At 45.4% G+C, this 19,184-nt stretch carries 18 protein-coding genes; 7 read left to right on the plus strand and 11 right to left on the minus strand.

Annotated features, from left to right (window positions below):
* Nucleotides 1-21: 21 nt before the first annotated feature.
* The 8 genes from glmS to hisS form a co-directional block, all read right to left on the minus strand.
* Entirely contained in the window at nucleotides 22-1,851 is a 1,830-nt protein-coding gene (gene glmS, locus V7O64_RS13440) for a glutamine--fructose-6-phosphate transaminase (isomerizing) (protein ID WP_407355881.1), read from the minus strand.
* 10 nt (nucleotides 1,852-1,861) lie between these two features.
* Nucleotides 1,862-3,079, minus strand: coding sequence for a bifunctional sugar-1-phosphate nucleotidylyltransferase/acetyltransferase (gene glmU, locus V7O64_RS13445; protein WP_407355882.1), 1,218 nt, complete (start codon nucleotides 3,077-3,079; stop codon nucleotides 1,862-1,864).
* A gap of 234 nt (nucleotides 3,080-3,313) precedes the next feature.
* Nucleotides 3,314-3,772, minus strand: coding sequence for a 30S ribosomal protein S15 (locus V7O64_RS13450; RefSeq protein ID WP_407355883.1), 459 nt, complete (start codon nucleotides 3,770-3,772; stop codon nucleotides 3,314-3,316).
* A gap of 258 nt (nucleotides 3,773-4,030) precedes the next feature.
* Nucleotides 4,031-5,257 (minus strand): hypothetical protein, encoded by a 1,227-nt coding sequence (locus V7O64_RS13455; RefSeq protein WP_407355884.1) that lies wholly within the window; start codon nucleotides 5,255-5,257, stop codon nucleotides 4,031-4,033.
* 1 nt (nucleotide 5,258) lies between these two features.
* Nucleotides 5,259-5,759, minus strand: coding sequence for a hypothetical protein (locus V7O64_RS13460; protein WP_407355885.1), 501 nt, complete (start codon nucleotides 5,757-5,759; stop codon nucleotides 5,259-5,261).
* Complete coding sequence (locus tag V7O64_RS13465) at nucleotides 5,740-6,435, minus strand: hypothetical protein (RefSeq protein WP_407355886.1); 696 nt, start codon at nucleotides 6,433-6,435, stop codon at nucleotides 5,740-5,742. Before V7O64_RS13465 ends, V7O64_RS13460 begins: the two co-directional genes overlap by 20 nt.
* Entirely contained in the window at nucleotides 6,435-6,956 is a 522-nt protein-coding gene (locus V7O64_RS13470) for a hypothetical protein (RefSeq protein ID WP_407355887.1), read from the minus strand. The genes V7O64_RS13465 and V7O64_RS13470 overlap by 1 nt, the downstream gene beginning before the upstream one ends.
* On the minus strand, nucleotides 6,953-8,191 hold the full coding sequence (hisS, locus tag V7O64_RS13475) for a histidine--tRNA ligase (protein WP_407355888.1): 1,239 nt from the start codon (nucleotides 8,189-8,191) through the stop codon (nucleotides 6,953-6,955). The genes V7O64_RS13470 and hisS overlap by 4 nt, the downstream gene beginning before the upstream one ends.
* A 467-nt stretch (nucleotides 8,192-8,658) precedes the next feature.
* Between hisS and V7O64_RS13480 the strand changes: the two genes are divergently transcribed.
* The 7 genes from V7O64_RS13480 (at nucleotide 8,659) to ahbC (ending at nucleotide 17,511) form a co-directional block, all read left to right on the plus strand.
* Entirely contained in the window at nucleotides 8,659-9,957 is a 1,299-nt protein-coding gene (locus tag V7O64_RS13480) for a TrpB-like pyridoxal phosphate-dependent enzyme (protein WP_407355889.1), read from the plus strand.
* 209 nt (nucleotides 9,958-10,166) lie between these two features.
* A complete protein-coding gene (locus V7O64_RS13485) occupies nucleotides 10,167-12,410 on the plus strand; it encodes an ATP-dependent DNA helicase (RefSeq protein WP_407355890.1) in 2,244 nt (747 codons plus the stop codon).
* A gap of 139 nt (nucleotides 12,411-12,549) precedes the next feature.
* Nucleotides 12,550-13,827, plus strand: a complete 1,278-nt coding sequence (hisD, locus tag V7O64_RS13490; RefSeq protein ID WP_407355891.1) for a histidinol dehydrogenase — start codon at nucleotides 12,550-12,552, stop codon at nucleotides 13,825-13,827.
* Between the two features lie 111 nt (nucleotides 13,828-13,938).
* Complete coding sequence (locus tag V7O64_RS13495) at nucleotides 13,939-14,337, plus strand: DUF1699 family protein (RefSeq protein WP_407355892.1); 399 nt, start codon at nucleotides 13,939-13,941, stop codon at nucleotides 14,335-14,337.
* Between the two features lie 268 nt (nucleotides 14,338-14,605).
* Nucleotides 14,606-15,373 carry a uroporphyrinogen-III C-methyltransferase gene (gene cobA / locus V7O64_RS13500; protein ID WP_407355893.1) on the plus strand — a complete coding sequence of 256 codons (768 nt, stop codon included), beginning with the start codon at nucleotides 14,606-14,608 and terminating at the stop codon, nucleotides 15,371-15,373.
* Nucleotides 15,374-15,384: 11 nt separating this feature from the next.
* Nucleotides 15,385-16,182, plus strand: coding sequence for a uroporphyrinogen-III synthase (locus tag V7O64_RS13505; protein WP_407355894.1), 798 nt, complete (start codon nucleotides 15,385-15,387; stop codon nucleotides 16,180-16,182).
* A gap of 126 nt (nucleotides 16,183-16,308) precedes the next feature.
* Complete coding sequence (gene ahbC / locus V7O64_RS13510; RefSeq protein WP_407355895.1) at nucleotides 16,309-17,511, plus strand: 12,18-didecarboxysiroheme deacetylase; 1,203 nt, start codon at nucleotides 16,309-16,311, stop codon at nucleotides 17,509-17,511.
* 221 nt (nucleotides 17,512-17,732) lie between these two features.
* On the opposite strand, the gene V7O64_RS13515 is transcribed toward ahbC, so the two are convergent.
* The 3 genes from V7O64_RS13515 to V7O64_RS13525 are packed head-to-tail and all read right to left on the minus strand — an operon-like array spanning nucleotide 17,733 to nucleotide 19,018.
* Nucleotides 17,733-18,083 carry a desulfoferrodoxin family protein gene (locus V7O64_RS13515; RefSeq protein WP_407355896.1) on the minus strand — a complete coding sequence of 117 codons (351 nt, stop codon included), beginning with the start codon at nucleotides 18,081-18,083 and terminating at the stop codon, nucleotides 17,733-17,735.
* Between the two features lie 38 nt (nucleotides 18,084-18,121).
* Nucleotides 18,122-18,634: a ferritin gene (locus V7O64_RS13520; protein ID WP_407355897.1), complete on the minus strand. Its 513-nt coding sequence runs from the start codon at nucleotides 18,632-18,634 to the stop codon at nucleotides 18,122-18,124.
* Nucleotides 18,635-18,667: 33 nt separating this feature from the next.
* Entirely contained in the window at nucleotides 18,668-19,018 is a 351-nt protein-coding gene (locus tag V7O64_RS13525; protein WP_407355898.1) for a hypothetical protein, read from the minus strand.
* Nucleotides 19,019-19,184 lie beyond the last annotated feature (166 nt).

Below are 19,184 nucleotides of genomic sequence, written 5' to 3' on the forward strand. Positions count from 1 at the left end.
AATCATACATAATCATTAAACTCATTCAACGGTCACACTTTTTGCAAGGTTCCTGGGTTTATCGATAGAACAATACTTTGCCAGTGCAGTATAATATGAAAGCAACTGCAGGACCACAGAAGAAAGCACCGGGGCCAGCAGTTCATGCGATGAAGGCACCCGGAGCACAACATCAACGTACTTTTCTATCTCAGTATCATCGTCATCAGCAACAGCGATGACAGTGGCATTGCGTGCCTTCACTTCCTTGATGTTGCTGAGTATCTTCTCATATGTGTGCCCTTTAGTGGCTATTGCGACCACCGGGGTGTCCTCGGTGATCAGTGCCAGAGGTCCGTGTTTGAGCTCTCCTGCTGCGTATCCTTCCGCATGGATGTAGGAGATCTCCTTCAGTTTCAGGGCACCTTCAAGGGCCACTGGATAGTTCAGGTAGCGTCCTATGAAGAAGTAATCACGCTTGTCTGCAAACTGCATGGCACAGTCATTGATAACATCTTTCCTGCCAAGGACTTTCTGGATCTGTCCCGGAAGGCGTTTTATACCAACTATAAGATCTTTTGCCTCATTTGCACTGATAATTCCCCTTATCCTTCCAAGATTGATCGCAAGCATATAGAGTGCTATCAGCTGGGCTGTGAATGTCTTTGTTGCAGCCACTCCTATCTCCGGTCCTGCCCTGGTATAGAGCACACTGTCAGCTTCTCTTGTGATGGTACTCCCAACAACATTGGTAATAGCGATACTGCGGCATCCATAGGAGCTTGAACTTCTTACGGCAGCCAGGGTATCTGCCGTTTCCCCTGACTGGGTTATGGCTATGGTAAGTTCCTCACCGCAAAGAACAGGATTACTGTACCTGAACTCCGATGCTGTCTCTACGTCGGTGTGAAGTCCGGCCAGTTTTTCAAACAGGTATTTACCGAGTATCCCTGCATTCCACGATGTTCCGCAGGCTATGATCGTAACTCTTCTCAGCCTTTTAATCTCTGCAGGCTCAAGGTGGAGCTCGTCAAGTGTTACCGTCCCTTCAAGTTCTGACAGTTTGCCGGCAAAAGTGTTCTGTATGGAAGTAGGCTGTTCATGTATCTCTTTTAGCATGAAATGCTCGTAACCTGCCTTTTCGGCAGCCTCAAGATCCCATTCGATGGTTTCCGTCTCCCTGGAGAGGCGATTCCCTCCCTGATCGAATATCTCAATGGAGCCGGGCCTTAAAAGGCCGATCTCATTGTCATTGATAAAGATCACTTCTTTGGTGTGTCGTAAAAAGGCAGTTACATCGGATGCTGCATAGTTGCTTCCCTCTCCTATCCCTATCACAAGAGGGCTATCCTTTCTGGCAAAAGCCAGTATTTCCGGTTCTTCGGCACAGAGAGCTGCAATAGCATAGGAACCTTCCAGCTCTTTTACAGTTTCTGCCAGGCCATCAAGGAGGCATTTATTCCCGTCACAGTTCATATTGAAATGCAACAGATGGGCAATGACCTCAGTATCTGTGTCTGACAGGAACTCATAGCCAAGCCCTGACAGCCTTTCCTTTAACTCCATATAATTTTCAATGATGCCGTTGTGAACAACCGATACATTGGAAGACAGGTGTGGATGGGCGTTCCTTGTTTCGGGTTTTCCGTGTGTGGCCCACCTTGTATGACCTATGCCGGTGTTTCCCGTTAGATTCTGCGGAATGACCGTTTCCAGATCCTTTATCCTGCCTGCTATCTTGTACGTCTCAAGTGATCCGTTAAAGACCGTGACACCTGCTGAATCATATCCCCTGTATTCAAGCATTTTGAGCGATTCCAGTAAAATGGGAACTGCCTGCTCTGAACCTATATATCCAACTATCCCACACATTTTCATCACCTCAGATAACTATCGAATCGGCGGGTATGTCCTCTGAGATGGTTTTGCCGGAACTGATGCGACAGTTGGAGGATATAGTATTTCCTGCACGGATAAGGACATTTCCTCCGATCTCAGCATCATCACCCACGATCGTACCAAGTTTCTCCGCATTTTGCAGTTCTCCCTCTATCTGAATAAGCATATCATTGCCTTCCTCGGTTATGAAGTTGGGACCGGTTGCAACGTTGCTTCCGATTACAGAACTGGATATATTGCTATGGGTACTGATGCGCACGTCGTTCATAAGGATACTGTTCCTGATGTATGTGAAGGATGCAACTGAAACATTGCTACCGATGCTTGTAGAAGGCAGGATGACAACATCAGGTCCGATGTCGCAATTTTCTCCTATAACAACAGGTCCCAAAATATATGATCCTGCCCTGATGGTCGTGTTCTTTCCTATGGATACAGTTCCTTTGATGTTCACTCCATCTTCTATTTTTGCGCCTCTGAGTTCTTCTTCCAGGTCACCAAGTACTATTGTATTTGCTTCCAGCAGGTCCCAGGAGTAAGCAGCATCAAGCCATTCGGCGTTCGTTACTGCCATTGTCACGCTCATCCCGGAATCTATCATTGCCTGCAGGGTATCAGTGATGGCATATTCACCAGTCGGCGATATAGGTGTCTTTTCAATCATTTCGAATATTTCCTGCCTGAAAAGATATATTCCGGTGTTTATCAGGTGGCTTACAAGGGTCTTGGGTTTTTCAATTATCTCCCTGACATTTTTCCCTTTTGCAACTATTACTCCATAGTCGCTGACATCATTCTTTTTGCATGCAAGGATCGTTGCATCACCTCCTGAACCTCTTATAAGGTCGGATATTGCTTCCGGTCCGATAATGTTGTCTCCATTGACAACAATGAAATCATCTTCATCCGGGGAGATCTTCTGCCGTGCATGAAGAATGGCATGCGCCGTACCTATCTGGGCTTTCTGTTCTATGTATTCTATTTTTACACCGAAGTTGATCCCATCCTCAAAATAGTCCATGATACGTTCTTTCTTGTATCCCACTACCAGTATGATGTCCCTTATATCGTTCTTCACAAGGGCGTTTATAACATGTTCAAGTATTGGCTTGTTTGCCACTGTAAGCATTACCTTTGATCTTGTAAGTGTGAGAGGCCGGCACCTTTTACCTTCGCCGGCTGCAAGGATGATAGCTTTCATGGCATATAATGCTCTTTAAAACAATTTATAAGTTACCTTTTCAAGTATTCCTATATCTACAAAAATACAACACACAATACCATGTAGTAATAATCTTTGTATGTATATCCTACAGTTCTTATTCTACAGTTGCAACTGGTTAACAGGAGTGAACAAAAAAACACTATGTACTAAAAAAGAACAATTATGTTTGACCGCAGCCAAACATAATAGCGCGTATTATCCGGAATGAACTTATCTGGTGATAAGCATCTCAGCAGTATCTGGTTTATATTTCCAGTCAGCCGGAAGGACCTTTGTGGACTGGTAGTATTTGACCAATCTTCTGATCTTGGATTCGGTATTCTGGAGGGAACGTTTGTTATGAACATCCTTGTGGTTGTAGTTCATGTGTTTCCTCATACCGATGGCCTTTACGATAAGGTTGTAGAGATCTTCAGGTACAGCGAATTTCTCACCATTTTCTCTGAGTATCTGTGTTATCTTCTTGCCTGTAGCGATCTTAGCATCCGGTACTCCGTATTTGTCCCTGAGTATCATGCCGATCTCACTTGTGCTGACACCCTGCTTCCACAGGTCAGCCACTACTTTTGTCACTTCGTCACTGGTCATCGTTGACCATGCGGGTGCTTCGGTGCGAAGTGGTCTTGTAGGTCCGGAGTTGCCTTTCCTACGGGTGTGCATTTTTGCCATTAGCTTCCTCCTGATAATCGTTATTTGTTTTAATCTGTTTATGAGTTAAGTCTGACCCAGTACGAATGGGTCAGATATTTGATCCTTACCAGGTTGTTGAACATGGGAGACAACCTGGTAATATGTTAATATGATTGGCGAAGTGCTTCTTATGAAGAGCATCATCTCATATATATGTTATGATTGCACCGGTGCCGCGATTTTCTGAATTCGTTCCGCCAGATTGCATAAGTTCCCTGGAATGTTTTTCCAGTGTCTTCACCATATCATAAGCACGATGTCGGCACCACCGGGATTTACTGTCCTGTATATGGCATCAAGCCTTGCGCTGGCAAGCTCGTTCCTGGTGCTGTTTTCCGTGGCATTGGTATTGCACATAAGTGCTATGGTCTGGTTGATATCATCACCATGGTGATCTCTGACATGGGCTGAGATAAGTTCTTTGTTCTTTTCCAGTATCATATAATGGACCATGTCCACCAGATCAAGACCAATGCTTTGTTCTTCTGGGCTTATTGTGACATTCAATCCATAAAGTCCGCGTACTGTGTAATTCATGCAGCCAAGTACGCTCTCTATCACCGGACTGCTATAACCTTCCGTTTGCGGGCCTGTCAGACAGGCCAGCTGTCCACTGTTGACCGATATCTCAGTGCCATTGAGCGATGAAAGATAATCATATGGGAAAACAATGTCCGTGATAAGTTCCGCACAACCGGATGATGCAACTACAATGCTCTTTTCGAACATATAATGCAGCTCAGTTTCAGGATCAGGGGAATTGACAGCATTGTATGTCCCGGTTTCGTTGAAAGGAGCATATATCTCGTCCATGGGTACAGGATATATCACCGGCATTGAGATCCTTACCTTTTGTTTTATGGCATTGTAGGGTGCGGTATTTCCTATGGTCATGTCACTTCGTATATTGTATCCGGTTACGGGTTGCCAGTGGGCTTCGAACCTGTAATCATACCTCTGTCCTATTGTCCTTTCAAGATGCGCAGCTATTTGTTTTTCGGTTTCTATCCTTTGCATCTCTGTCATAGGGTTGAGTGCTTTCTCAGTGCCGTTCTCCTCCATTACCAGGCCCAGCACCAGGCCTTCGGCCACAAGGTCTGAAAATGTCCGATGTCGCTGCTCCTTTGTGAATAAGGTTCTTGCAGCGTCCTCAAGTATCGAATTTTGGGTAAGGTTCACATCTATACCTGCAAGTTCGGTAGGTTCCAGTGTATATTCAAATTCTTCCAGAGTACTGCTCATTATGGTGTTAAGCAGGTAAGTATCCATCTGCTGTGCAGATATATAATGAGCTGAACTATATTGATTATCTGCAGCTATCGATGGCATAAGGATGACTGCGGAAATAGAGACCAATATCAGGAAAAGGCAGGCATCGATGCTTGATGAGAATCCCTTCTCATCTGCAGACAGGTCGTTAATGACCTTATACAAGCTATTTTGAAATCTTTTCCCTTGAACCAATTCATTTCCACCTCTTATACATTATTTTGACTGTAATGGTTCCAGTGACGCAGCGCGCATTGCTTCCAAGCTCGATAACAACAGGCACGGATGCAGCAATAATGTCCCTTCCTTCCCGGGAAAAAGAACTCTGCTCAATGATCCATTGATGACTGCCATCATCGGTGCTTGCCTCTACATAGAATTCCATGTCAGGGGAAAAGCGATGGAAGAACAGATAATGTTCCTGTGGCTCTATCACCGGGTTTGCAATGTTGTCAAGTGCCTTTGCACAGATAATTCCCGGCCTGCTGCCCTGTAGTGGCGGATAGGATGCAATGTCTCCTGCTATCATGGCAGCCTGTTCATAGCTTTCCAGTGCCCGGGAGTTATCGCTAAAGGCAAAGTATGTATTTGAGAGTATGGATGCAAAAATAACAAATCCCGCAACCACCAGTGCAGTTGTCATGATGTCGTTGTTAGGCTCCAGGAAAGCCCTTTCATCACTGGTAAACGAGGACATATTCAAGTTCTCTCACCTCGCCTGCCTCAGTCACGAATATCGATACCTTCTCAATAAGGATTTCCTCTTTTATGTACAGATGGCGTTCTTCAGCTGAAGCAAGCGCCAGGAATCCGGTCACATCCGTATATGGGGGCAAAGAATGTATGGGCTGAACTATAGTTCCGTCATCTCCAAATTCGATGGACAGTAAATCCTCCAGTTCTGAAGGGCTAAACGGAAGGGTCCTGTAACTGAGTGACCTGGCAGAATTGATCTTATGGTCTTTGTCCTGATACGTACAGGCTACATATTCCCCTGTTACTGAGACATTCAGCTTTTCATAGTCTTCAGGCATCAGCAACCCTGAGTATGCATCAAAGCTGTAGTGCTTCACAGCATAAGCTGTACCTGAAGGACTGCTTCCCACAGAATCAATTCCGGATGCAATATCAAAGGTTAAGGCATCAAGTTTGTCCTTTTTGGCAATGTCTGCATGGAGTGCGGCCAGATTATATAATCCAACAAGGATTATCGCAGAAGCAACAATAAGTGCGGTCTTGGAAAGTATGAGGTCCACCCACGCATTTGCATCCCTATGCAGGTTTTTGAGGACCTTTACCTGTTCATTGGATCTGGATGGGAGGGTATGATGCCGACCTGGAACTTTAAGCCTGACTTCATTTTGTTTTTCCATTATGATTGCGACTTATCCACAAGTGCAATAAAAATTTTTCCATTTTGATCGCGTACACTTTCCAGGTTCAGCACATGAGGCCCGGCTTCCAGGACAACACAGCCGTTAAGCATTAAGTTAGAATAAGATGCATCAGATTCTCCAATCATCTGCTTTCTGTTGATCTCTATATAATAGTTCCTGGCATCTGAGGGCCATTCGTCTTCTTTTCCCGGTATCGCTCCCATGACAAGTCTGGTATTGTCCGGGATGTTTACGTCCATTGTGACACTACTGCCCTCTCCTCCGTAAGACATCTGGCTGGCATGCGATTCTATCTCAGAGATCACAGTCTGCACAGCATGTATCTCCTCTTTTTCAAGAAGTAAGCTTATCGATGCATAGAGAAGCACCACTAAAGCTCCGATGGCTATCACTGCAACTACCATTCTCATGGGAAGGGCATCAGATGCCCTTTCGTCGCGGCGTATATTCCTGAGATGCCGGAAAAACGAGGTCATCGGCGTCATCATCTGTTTCATTGTTTGTGACCAAGTTTCAATATCACTTCATCAATGCTGAGCAGCTCCTGTTCACCTGACTCCATGTTTTTCAGCGTGACCTTTCCGGCTTCTACTTCCTGTTCACCTATTATTATTACATGCCTGGTCCCGATGTTGTTTGCGTAGGATAGCTGTGCCTTGAAGTTTCTCTTCATCAGGTCTGTGTAGACCGGCATATGGGGCCGAAGCCTGATAGCAGCTTTCAGGGCATCGGGACGTGTACTATCTTTAGCAATGATGACAACAGGTATGTCATCAGGGGCCTGGATCTCGCAAACCTCCATTATCCTGTCAAATCCAAGGCCAAATCCTGTGGATGGTACATCGCCGCCTCCAAAGAGTTTGATAAGCTGGTATGAACCTCCGCCACACACCTGGTTCTGGGCTCCAAGACCCTCAGCATATATCTCAAAGACAGTTCCGGTGTAGTAGTCAAGTCCCCTGGCAATCCCGAAATCAATAGTATATTCAACTCCATAGATGTCCAGAAGGGTCAGAAGTTCCTGAAATGCTTCTATTTCCGGGATATTCCCGATAAGGTCCCTTGCCTTTGCGATTGCTCCTTCTCCTGTAAGGCATATCAGTTCCAGGAGTTTCATACGCAGGTCTGCAGGCGCATTTATCTCTTCAAGGAACTCATCAAGTCCCATGTCTTCCTTCTTGTCAACAAGCCTCATTATCCTGCTCTGCTGCTCCGGTTCCAGAACACTTAGCAAATGCCTGATCACTCCCAGATTGTTCACATGGAGGTCGCCTTTTATGCCTGTCGATCTTAGCATCTCTGTTGCAAGTGCAATAACTTCTGCATCAGCGTCGGCTTTATTGCTTCCTATGAGCTCTACGCCAAACTGCCAGAATTCCCTGAAGCGTCCTTTCTGTGGCCTCTCATACCTGAAGCAGTTCTCAAAATAGAAAAGTTTTAATGGCTGCTGGTAAGCCTGCATCTCATTGACGTACATCCTCATGACAGGGGCGGTGAGCTCAGGACGCAGGGTCATCTCCCTGTCTCCCTTGTCCCTGAAGTTGTAGAGCTCCCCTATTATCCCCTCGCCTGACTTAAGCGTGAAGAGTTCCAGGTTCTCAAAGGTAGGTGTGATTATCTCATTGAATCCCCAGTTCCTGACTACCTGGCGTAAAATGTTCTCTACGTTCCTTCTCTTTTTCGTATCCTGCGGAAGGAAATCACGTGTGCCTCGCGGTTTACTTATCTTCATTTCTGGTCAACCTGATGATATGGATAGTAGCTTATATGCATGCTGAGTTTGATTGATCATATGTCGTGTGCATCTGTAAAGTGCAGTTAACCGGACAAATCCTTCTCTGATTCATCTGTTCTCAATAAAGTATGTCAGTAGTATAAAAGTACTATATTTTACAGTTTCGATTAGTTCTGTATGGAACCTGCCTTTACAGAGAACTTCCATTCGCTATATACAGGTACAGGAAGGTGTTTTGCATATTTTTTATGTGTGTGCACCTATGGTCCGGTCTGACACTCAATGTTCTGTTTCCGTATTTACTTTGCTCGCCGTGCTGGCATGCTTTTATTGAAGATGAAGAAGATGCTTTTGAGGATCTAAATATATCTGTCACTCAGGGACTGTAAATCAAAAGCATTAAATACCACGTCCAATGTACTCAGTTATACATTATTGAATCAATTTCTGACAGAGGTAATATTATGGACCATACAAAGATCTTACTTGATGAAAATGAGATGCCAACACAATGGTATAACATCCTTGCGGATATCCAGGTAGAGCCACCACTTAACCCGGCGACCAACGAACCCATGGATCCGAAGGACCTTGAGCCTATCTTTGCCAGGGAGCTCATAAAGCAGGAAATCAGCTCTGAGAGATATATCGATATTCCAAAAGACATCCTGGAGATATACAGTCTCTGGAGACCATCTCCTCTTTACAGGGCACACAGGCTTGAAAAAGCACTGGGGACACCTGCAAGGATCTATTACAAGAATGAAAGTGTCAGTCCTGCCGGAAGTCACAAACCTAACACTGCCATTGCACAGGCATACTATAACATGAAGGAAGGCACTGAGAGAATTACCACTGAAACCGGTGCAGGACAGTGGGGCAGTGCATTATCACTGTCATGCAATTACTTTGATATTGAATGTAAGGTCTACATGGTACGCTCAAGCTTCTACCAGAAGCCATACCGCAAGTCCCTGATCAACCTCTGGGGGGCCAATGTAGTTCCATCCCCAAGTACTGAAACACAATTTGGAAGGAAGATCCTTGAGATGTATCCTGAAACCACCGGCAGTCTTGGAATTGCAATCAGTGAGGCCATAGAGGAAGCTGCGCTCAATGATAATACCAAGTATGCCCTTGGCAGTGTTCTCAACCACACCTGTCTTCACCAGACAGTGGTTGGTCTTGAGACCCAGGCACAGTTCGCCAAGACAGAGGATTATCCTGACATAGTCATTGGATGCTGCGGTGGTGGCAGCAATCTTGCCGGCGTGAGCCTGCCTTATATCAGGGACAACATTGCCGGTAAGACCGATACCAGGATAATCGCTGTGGAGCCATCTGCATGCCCGACCCTTACATCAGGGCAGTTCAAGTATGACTTTGGTGACATGGCCCAGATGACACCACTGCTTAAGATGTACACTCTTGGTTCTGAGTTCATACCCCCTGCCATCCATGCAGGAGGTCTCAGGTACCACGGTGCCTCCCCGATAGTCAGTAAACTTGTTGCCGATGGTCATATGGAAGCAACCTCCTATCACCAGATAGAGGTGTTCGATGCAGCTGTCACATTCGCACGCAGTGAAGGTATCGCTCCAGCTCCGGAGTCAGCACATGCCATTAAATGTGCTATTGATGAAGCCCTTAAGTGCAAACAGACAGGTGAAGAGAAGACAATAATGTTCAACCTGAGCGGCCACGGACACTTTGACATGGGTTCCTATGACAAGTACTTCAGTGGCGAGCTGAGCAACGACTGATATTTTGCAGGACATGTGGCATTCAATGCCGCATATCTTTTTCATTTCCTGCAGCCACATGTGGTTGAATAGTATCTTGATCATGTTTTCGATTGCATTTAGCATGATAGCTCATACACTTAAATGGCCAGGGGTCAGTGTTACAGGGTATTAATGATCTACAGGGTAATTTTAATTACATATTACTCTCCTTTAAACCCCGGGTTATCATGAAAATAGAATCCCTGAACCTGCCGGATGAGGTAATTCGTTTCTACCTGGATTCGGGTATAGAGGAACTCTATCCGCCTCAGGCAGAGGCAATTGAAAAGGGTTTGCTTGACGGTAATAACATTCTTGCTGCAATTCCCACAGCCTCAGGAAAAACATTGCTTGCCGAGCTTGCGATGTTAAAGGCGATCAGCGGAGGTGGCAAGGTACTTTATATTGTACCCCTGCGGGCCCTTGCAAGCGAAAAGTTCGACAGGTTCAGGACGTTCTCCTCTGTTTTAATAAAGGGCCCGGGAAATGGTGGACCGAGGGTCGGGATATCCACTGGTGATTTCGAATCCAGGGATGAATGGCTGGGTTCTAATGATATCATCGTTGCCACATCCGAAAAGACCGACTCGCTCCTGCGTAATGAGACCAGCTGGATGCAGGAAATAACCACCATCGTTGTGGATGAGGTCCACCTGCTTGATTCGGCTAACAGGGGTCCCACGCTGGAGATAACTATCACCAAACTCATGAAACTCAATCCCGGCTGTCAGATCATCGCCCTTTCGGCAACCGTGGGCAATGCCTATGAGCTTGCAGACTGGCTGAAGGCAAAACTGGTGCTCAGCGAGTGGCGACCCACAGACCTGCATGAGGGAGTTTATTATGGAGGCAATATCAACTTCAGGGATTCGCAAAAGCGTATCGCTCCTATGTCCCAGGATGATGCCATCAATATACTTATGGACACACTGCAGGAAGGTGGTCAGTGCCTGGTCTTTGAAAGCAGCCGCAAGAATAGTGTTTCATTTGCTAAGAGGGCAGGTACAAAGGTATCAGAGGTCCTGGACAAACCTACTCGTAATTCACTGGACGGGATCGTAGAGCAGATAATAGAAAATGGTGAGACCGAAACAGCCAACGAGCTTGCACAATGTGTAAGAAGCGGCACTGCTTTTCACCATGCAGGTCTTAATGCTGCGCACCGCAGGCTTGTGGAGGATGGTTTCAGGAACAACACTATTAAGGTCATATGCAGCACCCCTACTCTTGCTGCAGGCCTGAACCTGCCAGCAAGAAGGGTCATTATCAGGAGTTACAGGCGTTTTGATCCTAACTACGGGATGCAGCCTATACCTGTGCTGGATTACAAGCAGATGGCAGGAAGGGCTGGCAGGCCTCATCTGGATCCATATGGTGAATCTGTCCTCATCGCCCGTTCATACGATGAAATGAGCACCCTCTTTGATAAGTTCATTGATGCGGGGTCAGAGGATATATGGTCCAAGCTTGGTTCTGAGACTGCCCTGAGGACACACATACTTTCAACTATCGTAAATGGTTTTGCTACCACAAGGGACGGGCTTATGGAGTTTATCGAGGGTACTTTCTTTGCTCACCAGAATGATACCTGGGGCATCATGGAAGTTGTGGATGAATGCATCGCATTCCTGAAAGACAACAGGATGCTTGAAGGGGATGAGGTCCTTATGCCAACCACACTGGGCAGACTGGTGTCCACTCTTTATATAGATCCTATGTCCGGTGCGTTGATAGCCGACGGTCTGAAGAAGGCAGCAAATGTCACAGACCTTACCCTTGTGCATCTCATCTGCATGACGCCTGATATGCGACAACTCTACATGAGATCCAATGATTACGAAGTGATAAATGATTTTGTCATATCCCATAGTGAAGAATTCGTAGAGATACCTCCCCGCTCCAGAGAGCTGGATTATGAATGGTTCCTGGGTGAAGTGAAGACCGCTCTTCTGATCCTTGACTGGATAAACGAGAGATCGCTGGACCAGATCACAAAAAAGTTCAATGTGGGTGAAGGTGATGTACACGCATTTGCAGATATCGCAGTGTGGCTGATGCATTCAGTTTCAAGACTTGCCGGTCTTATTGTTCCTGAAAATGGCATGGATCTTGCAAGCCGTGCCATTATGCTGGAAAAAAGGATCCATTATGGTGCATCATCCCAACTTCTCGAACTTGTCAGCATCCGTGGAATCGGTCGTGTACGTGCACGTAAGTTGTATGATAATGGCCTGAGGACAGTTGAAGATATAAGAAGGTCCAATATCGATCAGGTATCCGCTCTTATCGGTCCCAGGACTGCAGCAAAATTGTTTGAAGAGATAGGGCTTCACCTGAAGCTCGACTCTGAAAGTGGCGGGAAAGTAAGCTCAAAGACTATGAGCTCGCTTATGGGCAATGAACAGAGTACCTTCAGTGATTTTGAAAAATAGGTCTGCTTATGGGTCAGGTTTTTGTTCCAGGCGATATCCTTAAGCTTTATACAGGATGAACAGGTAGCAATATTTACATTATTGATATAGCAGATATTAGTGTCATTATGATTTTCAGAATATTATCCGGGGAAATCTCATGCTTTACAAGAAATTATCCGAACTTACTGATGAAGAAAAGAAAAAACTGATTGGTCGTGGTGGGGAACTGGCAGATGTAGGGGATACGGTTGCCTCCATCCTCAGGGATGTGAAAGAGAATGGGGATGCCGCCCTGAGGGAATACACAAAAAAATTCGATGGTGCAGATATTAAAGCCATTGAGGTCTCAAAGGAAGAGATAGATGAGGCGGTTAAAAGTGTCGATCCTGCTCTTTTGGCGCACCTTGAGTTCGCCGCCGGCAATATACGGAAGTTCCATGAGGCACAGATGCCTCAAAAGATCTGGTTCATTGAACTTTCACCGGGAATTGAGCTGGGGCAGAAGTTCACTGCCCTTGAAAGTGTGGGAGCATATGTTCCGGGAGGGAGGGCTTCTTATCCTTCCACTGCCCTGATGACAATAGTTCCGGCAAAGGTTGCAGGTGTTAAGAATGTGGTTATGTGCACGCCTCCGGGCAAGGATGGAAAGGTTAATCCTCTCACACTTGCGGCAGCAAAGGTAGCCGGTGCAGACCACGTTTATAAGCTGGGCGGTGTACAGGCTGTTGCCGGCATGGCCTATGGCACTGAAAGTGTCATGAAGGTTGACAAGATAGTGGGTCCGGGTAATGTATTTGTGACAGCGGCTAAGATGCAGGTAAGGGATGTTGCAGAGATCGATTTCCCGGCAGGGCCCAGTGAGGTGCTCATCATAGCGGATGATTCATGCAATGCCAGGATGGCTGCATCTGATATGATCGCTCAGGCTGAACACGATCCAAATTCTGTGTCTGTGATCGTGACAACTTCTGAAAGTGTCGCATCAAAGGTCAGGGATGAGGTAATAAAGCAGGCAAAGGAAACACTCAGGCAGGAGATAGTAAACACTTCCCTGGAAAATGCCGCAGTTCTTGTGGCAGCCTCCATGGATGAATGTGTTTCATTTTCCAATGCATTTGCGCCTGAGCACCTTGAGATCATGGTAAAGGAACCGGATGCCATCCTTGAAAGCATAGGGCATGCAGGATCGATATTTGTAGGCAACTATGCCCCGGTTCCTGTGGGTGACTATGCATCCGGTACCAATCACGTGTTGCCCACAGCAGGTTATGCAAGGATATACTCCGGCCTGAACCTTGCACATTTCATGAAGTCATCAAGCATACAGAAAATAAGTAAAGAAGGGCTTGAGCTACTGAAGGATTGTGTTATATCCGTTGCTGAAGAAGAGGGCCTTAAGGCACATGCGGATTCTGTCAGGCTGAGGTTTGAGTGAATTGCTGGCAGACCCTTTTATTTTTTTCTGCGCTAAATCGGTAATTATTTAATAGGTGAATACATACATTATTTTGATAAGTTCTTAACGAACCGGAGGTGAGGGTAGCTTATGAAAATAAGAGTTGTAAGTTCGCGAGAGGAAATACCGCATCTGAATCCAAATGAAAAGGTAATTCATCTTGCTTTCAGGCCATCGAACAAGGATATCTTTTCACTGGTTCAGACATGTCCTAAAGTAGAAGTCATCCAGATCCCGGGGTCTTACAGGCGCACAGTCTCCAAGTCCATCGAGATGTTCATGGCAATGCAGAACATTAAGCTCATAGAGGGTGATGTCTGGGGTCACAGGAAAGATATCAATGAATACTATAGTATTGCTCCTGCATTACTGGACAAGATCAAGGAGCTTAAGTCAGAAGGCATGTCTGATGAGAATATAGTGAACAAACTGGAACGTGAAGGAAAATTGAACAGGGATATGCTGTTCTATATACTCAGTAAGAAATAAGGTTTGAAAATCTGTATTTTAAGGGTTGGATGGTGCGCTATCTTGAAGGTACGCACTTGATTCCTATTTATGGGCTGATTGTTTGAATCATTCGATCCTTTTCTTATTTTGTGAGGATTGTGTGTTCTTTATCCATAATTTTGTTTTTCCATATTTTGTTCTCATTGAAGATTCAGGACGATGCATATTTATAAGTTGGTAAGTTCATTACCATTCTAAAAAACATATATTGGATTTCGCTTACAAAAGTATACAGGATTTCATAAACATGACCCAGAAATATGGTAAAGTCTATTTGGTTGGTTCTGGTCCGGGCGACCCGGAGTTACTAACACTTAAAGCCCGCAGGCTTCTTGATACTGTTGAGGTTGTAGTGTATGACCAGCTTCCCGGCAAGGCTATTATCGATTCCATTCCCGGAAGTACCGAAAAGATAGATGCCGGTAAATATGCGGGAGATCACACGCTTACCCAGGATGAGATAAATGGTCTTATAGTATGCAAAGCCAGGGAAGGTAAGGATGTGCTGAGGCTTAAAGGCGGTGACCCCTATATGTTTGGCCGTGGAGGGGAAGAGGCCCAGGAACTGATAAAAGAGGGTATTGAGTTTGAGGTTGTTCCGGGCATAACATCTGCTGTTGCGGTTCCTGCCTATGCGGGCATACCCGTGACACACAGGGACCATGCCTCAATGGTCACTTTCATAACCGGTCATGAAGACCCCACTAAAGAGGAAAGTGCACTTGACTGGGAGACGCTTGCTAAATTCGATGGGACGATCGTCATATTCATGGGTGTGAAAATGCTTGGCAGGAATGTCGCAGAACTCATGAAATACGGAAAAGACCCTAAAACCCCTGTAGCACTTATAGAAAGAGGCACACGTCCGGATCAGCGGGTGACAGTGGGAGTTCTGGAGAACATAGCTCAGGTAGCAAAGGACAGAGCTGTCAAGGCTCCTGCGATCACGGTCATAGGAAATGTTGTGACGTTGCATGAGGTTCTGGGTGAACAGGTACCTTCCGGTTTTGAATAAAGGTGATTGCCATGTCCGAACAAGTCAAAAGACCTGTGCTTGCTATAATGCGGCCTGAAAGCTATCTTAAGGAATCTGCAGAGCTGGCCGAATCCATGGGCTTTGAACCATTGGCCGTTCCGATGATAGAACTTGCAGATATGAAGGATGGATTCTTCGATGGGTTTGTTGAGAGAGTTCTATCAGGGGTTGCTGATTATGTTATCTTTACAAGTGCCAACGGAATAGATTTCACTCTCAGGAAGATCCCTTCAAATGAAAGGGATAAATTCATAGACGCACTTAATTCTACCAAGGTCATAGCCATCGGTCCCACTACCCGTAAGGCCCTGGAAGATCTGGGTATCAATGTACTTGGCATGCCAGGCGTCTATAGTTCCGAAGGGCTGGTGGAATTTCTCTGCCCGGAAGTAAAAGGTAAGATCATTGATACAGCAAGAAGTTTTTATGGTTCCTCCCTTTTAATAGAAGGACTGAAAGAATGCGGGGCCCAGGTCCATGAAACCAATGTCTACACACTGACAAAACCCAAGGGCGATGTCCAGGATGGGTTCATACGCAGAATGCTGGATGGCCAGATCGATGTATTCGCTTTCACAAGTTCAATGATGGTGCGCAATTTCTTTGAGCATGCCATTGATAAGGCTTCCAGTGAAGAGGTCATCGACATTATGAACAAGTCGATAGTTGCAGCTATTGGTATACCTACGGCAAAGACCCTTGAAAGCTATGGTGTGAAGGTTTCGGTCACTCCGGGCAAATTCACATTCCAGGACATCCTGGTAAAGGTTATGGAAATGCTTGATTGAGATCTCCCGTGCATTCTGACTTTTAGTTCTGATATCTCTACCATAGATATAATATAGGATGATGATATAGGAGTTCGCACATACTAGAACGATCTTCTTTTATCATTCTACTTCGGAGTCCTGATCATGATAGGTATTTCAAAACTTTATTGCAGAACCGTAGAGCCTTCGGATGCGCTTCGCTATGGGCGTGACTCCAAAAGACTCCCCTCTCATCTGCTCCAGTTCTCAAAAGATAAGAAACCGGTTGTTGTCTGGAACGTGACCCAGCGCTGTAACCTTCGCTGTGTTCATTGCTATGCTCATTCAAGGGATGTTGACTACAAGAACGAGCTCACTTTTGAGGAAGGTAAGTCACTTATAGATGATCTTGCAGAATTCGGTTGTCCTGTGATATTGTTCTCGGGAGGTGAACCTCTTATGAGAAAAGACCTTCCGGAACTGGCAGGATATGCAACATCAAAAGGTATCAGGGCAGTTATATCCACAAACGGGACACTGATCACAGAAAAGGTTGCAAGGAAGCTTAAGGATATAGGTCTCTCTTATGTAGGGATCTCCCTTGATGGCATGAAAGAGACCAATGACAGTTTCCGTGGTATTGAAGGTTCTTTTGACAGGGCATTGCAGGGTCTTCGCAACTGCCGCAAAGAAGGGATCAAGGTAGGCCTGAGATTTACCATCAATCGCCATAATGTACATGACATTCCGGCAATCTTTAATCTCATGGAACAGGAGGACATTCCACGTATCTGTTTCTATCACCTTGTATATTCAGGCCGTGGTTCTGAAATGGTAGCTGAGGACCTTTCACTTGAACAAAGCCGGATGACTGTGGATTTGCTGATCGATAAGACAAGGGAGCTTCACAGCAAGGGAAGGATGGTGGAGGTTCTGACAGTGGACAATCATTGTGATGGTCCTTACATCTATTTGCGTCTCCTTAAAGAGGATCCTGAAAGGGCTGCCGAGGTACTGGAGCTTCTGAACATGAACAGGGGCAATTCCTCAGGGATCGGTTTTGGCTGTGTCTCATGGGATGGATCGGTCCATCCGGACCAGTTCTGGCGGCACTATTCATTTGGCAATGTGAGGGAACGTAAGTTCAGTGATATATGGAGGGATACCGACGACATGCTCATGGCAGGACTGAAGGACCGCAAATCCCTCATTATGGAAAATGCTGACAGATGTGCCAGATGTAAGTGGTTTGATGTGTGTAATGGTAATTTCCGTGTACGTGCGGAATCTGTTTATGGAAATGTCTGGGCGGATGACCCTGCCTGTTATCTCACAAAGGATGAGATAGGTTATGATGAACAATCATGATTTCAGGTCTGCATGTGCGGTATCACATAACTCAATATGATGTATGACATAATTCCTACTATCAGTGCCAGGACTGTAAATTTGGCTACAAGTTTTGCGATCATTATCGTCACCTCTCTGCTTCCACGGGCCGGTGTGCCTTTATATAAGATGGGAGATGAACAGATATAAAAAAGATGTGGCGACCGATGCCACAAATCTCATATTTTTCCTTCGTATCTTCAGACTTCTATGCAGTTCTGCCAGACCCCGTGGATGTTGCAGTATTCAAGGGCGCAGAATGACTTGAAGTTATCGATGTCGTTCACGTGGAAAGTGGCAACAGGGTCGGTGTGCACAGGCTCGAAGTTCATTTTGCCAAAATTGATGGTCCTGCCCTCTTTTGTTATGCCGTAAAGCTCAACCCATTCGATGTGATGTTCCACAGTGTTTGGATGTGGCACTTCCTTTCCTACGACCACACGTACAAAATCAGCCTTTGCCTGGCCATGTCCCCTGATTATCTCTATTTCAGGCACATGTTTTTCCTTCCCTTCAACTTCTCTTCCTTTTAGTATTTCCCCGAATTCCATTATATCACCTATTGCAATTCAATAATATGTTCCTGTTTTTATTCTTCCCCGGCAGGTGGCGTAAATGTCCTTGTTTCAAGCTCCCTGTCAAGCATGAAAATGCCGTTCCCGTCATTACCGACAAGTTTGAGCTTTGCTATCAGTTCATTGTCGTTTGCTTCTTCCTCTATCTGTTCCGTGACGAACCACTGGAGGAATATCTGGGTGGCATAGTCCTTTTCTTCATATGCAAGATCTACAAGTTCATGTATTGACTTTGTGATGAACTGTTCATGTTTCAATGTTGCCTCGAACATCTCTAATGGAGTCCCGAAGTTTCCGGGTGGCTTCTCGATGGCATGAAGGACTACTTTTCCACCCTGCTCGTTTATGTAGTCATATATCTTCATGGCATGGGACATCTCTTCCTGATATTGCACCATGAACCAGTTGGCAAAACCACCAAGTCCTTCATATGTGCAGTGTGCGGACATGTCCATGTAAAGATATGCAGAGTACATCTCCTTGTTGATCTGCCCGTTGAGGGCTTCTGTCATCTTTTCGCTTAACATCTGTTTTCTCCATTATTTTTCTTAAGTAGATAATCATACAACTATTATCTCATAGTTATCGTCCATGTACCGTGACATGCTCGGGTGTCCCAACATTTCGTCACACAGAGGAAGATCCTGCCTCTTGGCACTTTCAAGGCTTTCCATTTTAGAGGCACATGCCCTGCATACACAGTCTATTAATCCTGAATCCTTTGCTTTTGAATAAAGCTTGCTGAAGGGCCTGTTACCATCCTCTGCTTCTTTTACAAGCCTGGTTGCAGAACCTTCTATTATCAATTTCACATCATAGCCTTTTTCTTTCATGTCCAGTGCATTCATCAGGGCATGAACGAAACACATCTCTTCTCCATTAAAAGCAAAAACAGCTACTTTCCTGCTCACAAGATCACCTTATTTTACGAATCACCCCTGCTCTCCCTTTTTAGAATTGATCAGATATGTATAAAGTATTTTCGGTATCCTGATATTCATATTGTAATATGGCAGTACTGTGAACATATTGTGAATATCAATGTGATTATGTGCCCGATGAGAGCAAAATAGTAAC

Source organism: Methanolobus sp. WCC5 (genome assembly GCF_045690325.1).
Lineage (GTDB): Archaea > Halobacteriota > Methanosarcinia > Methanosarcinales > Methanosarcinaceae > Methanolobus.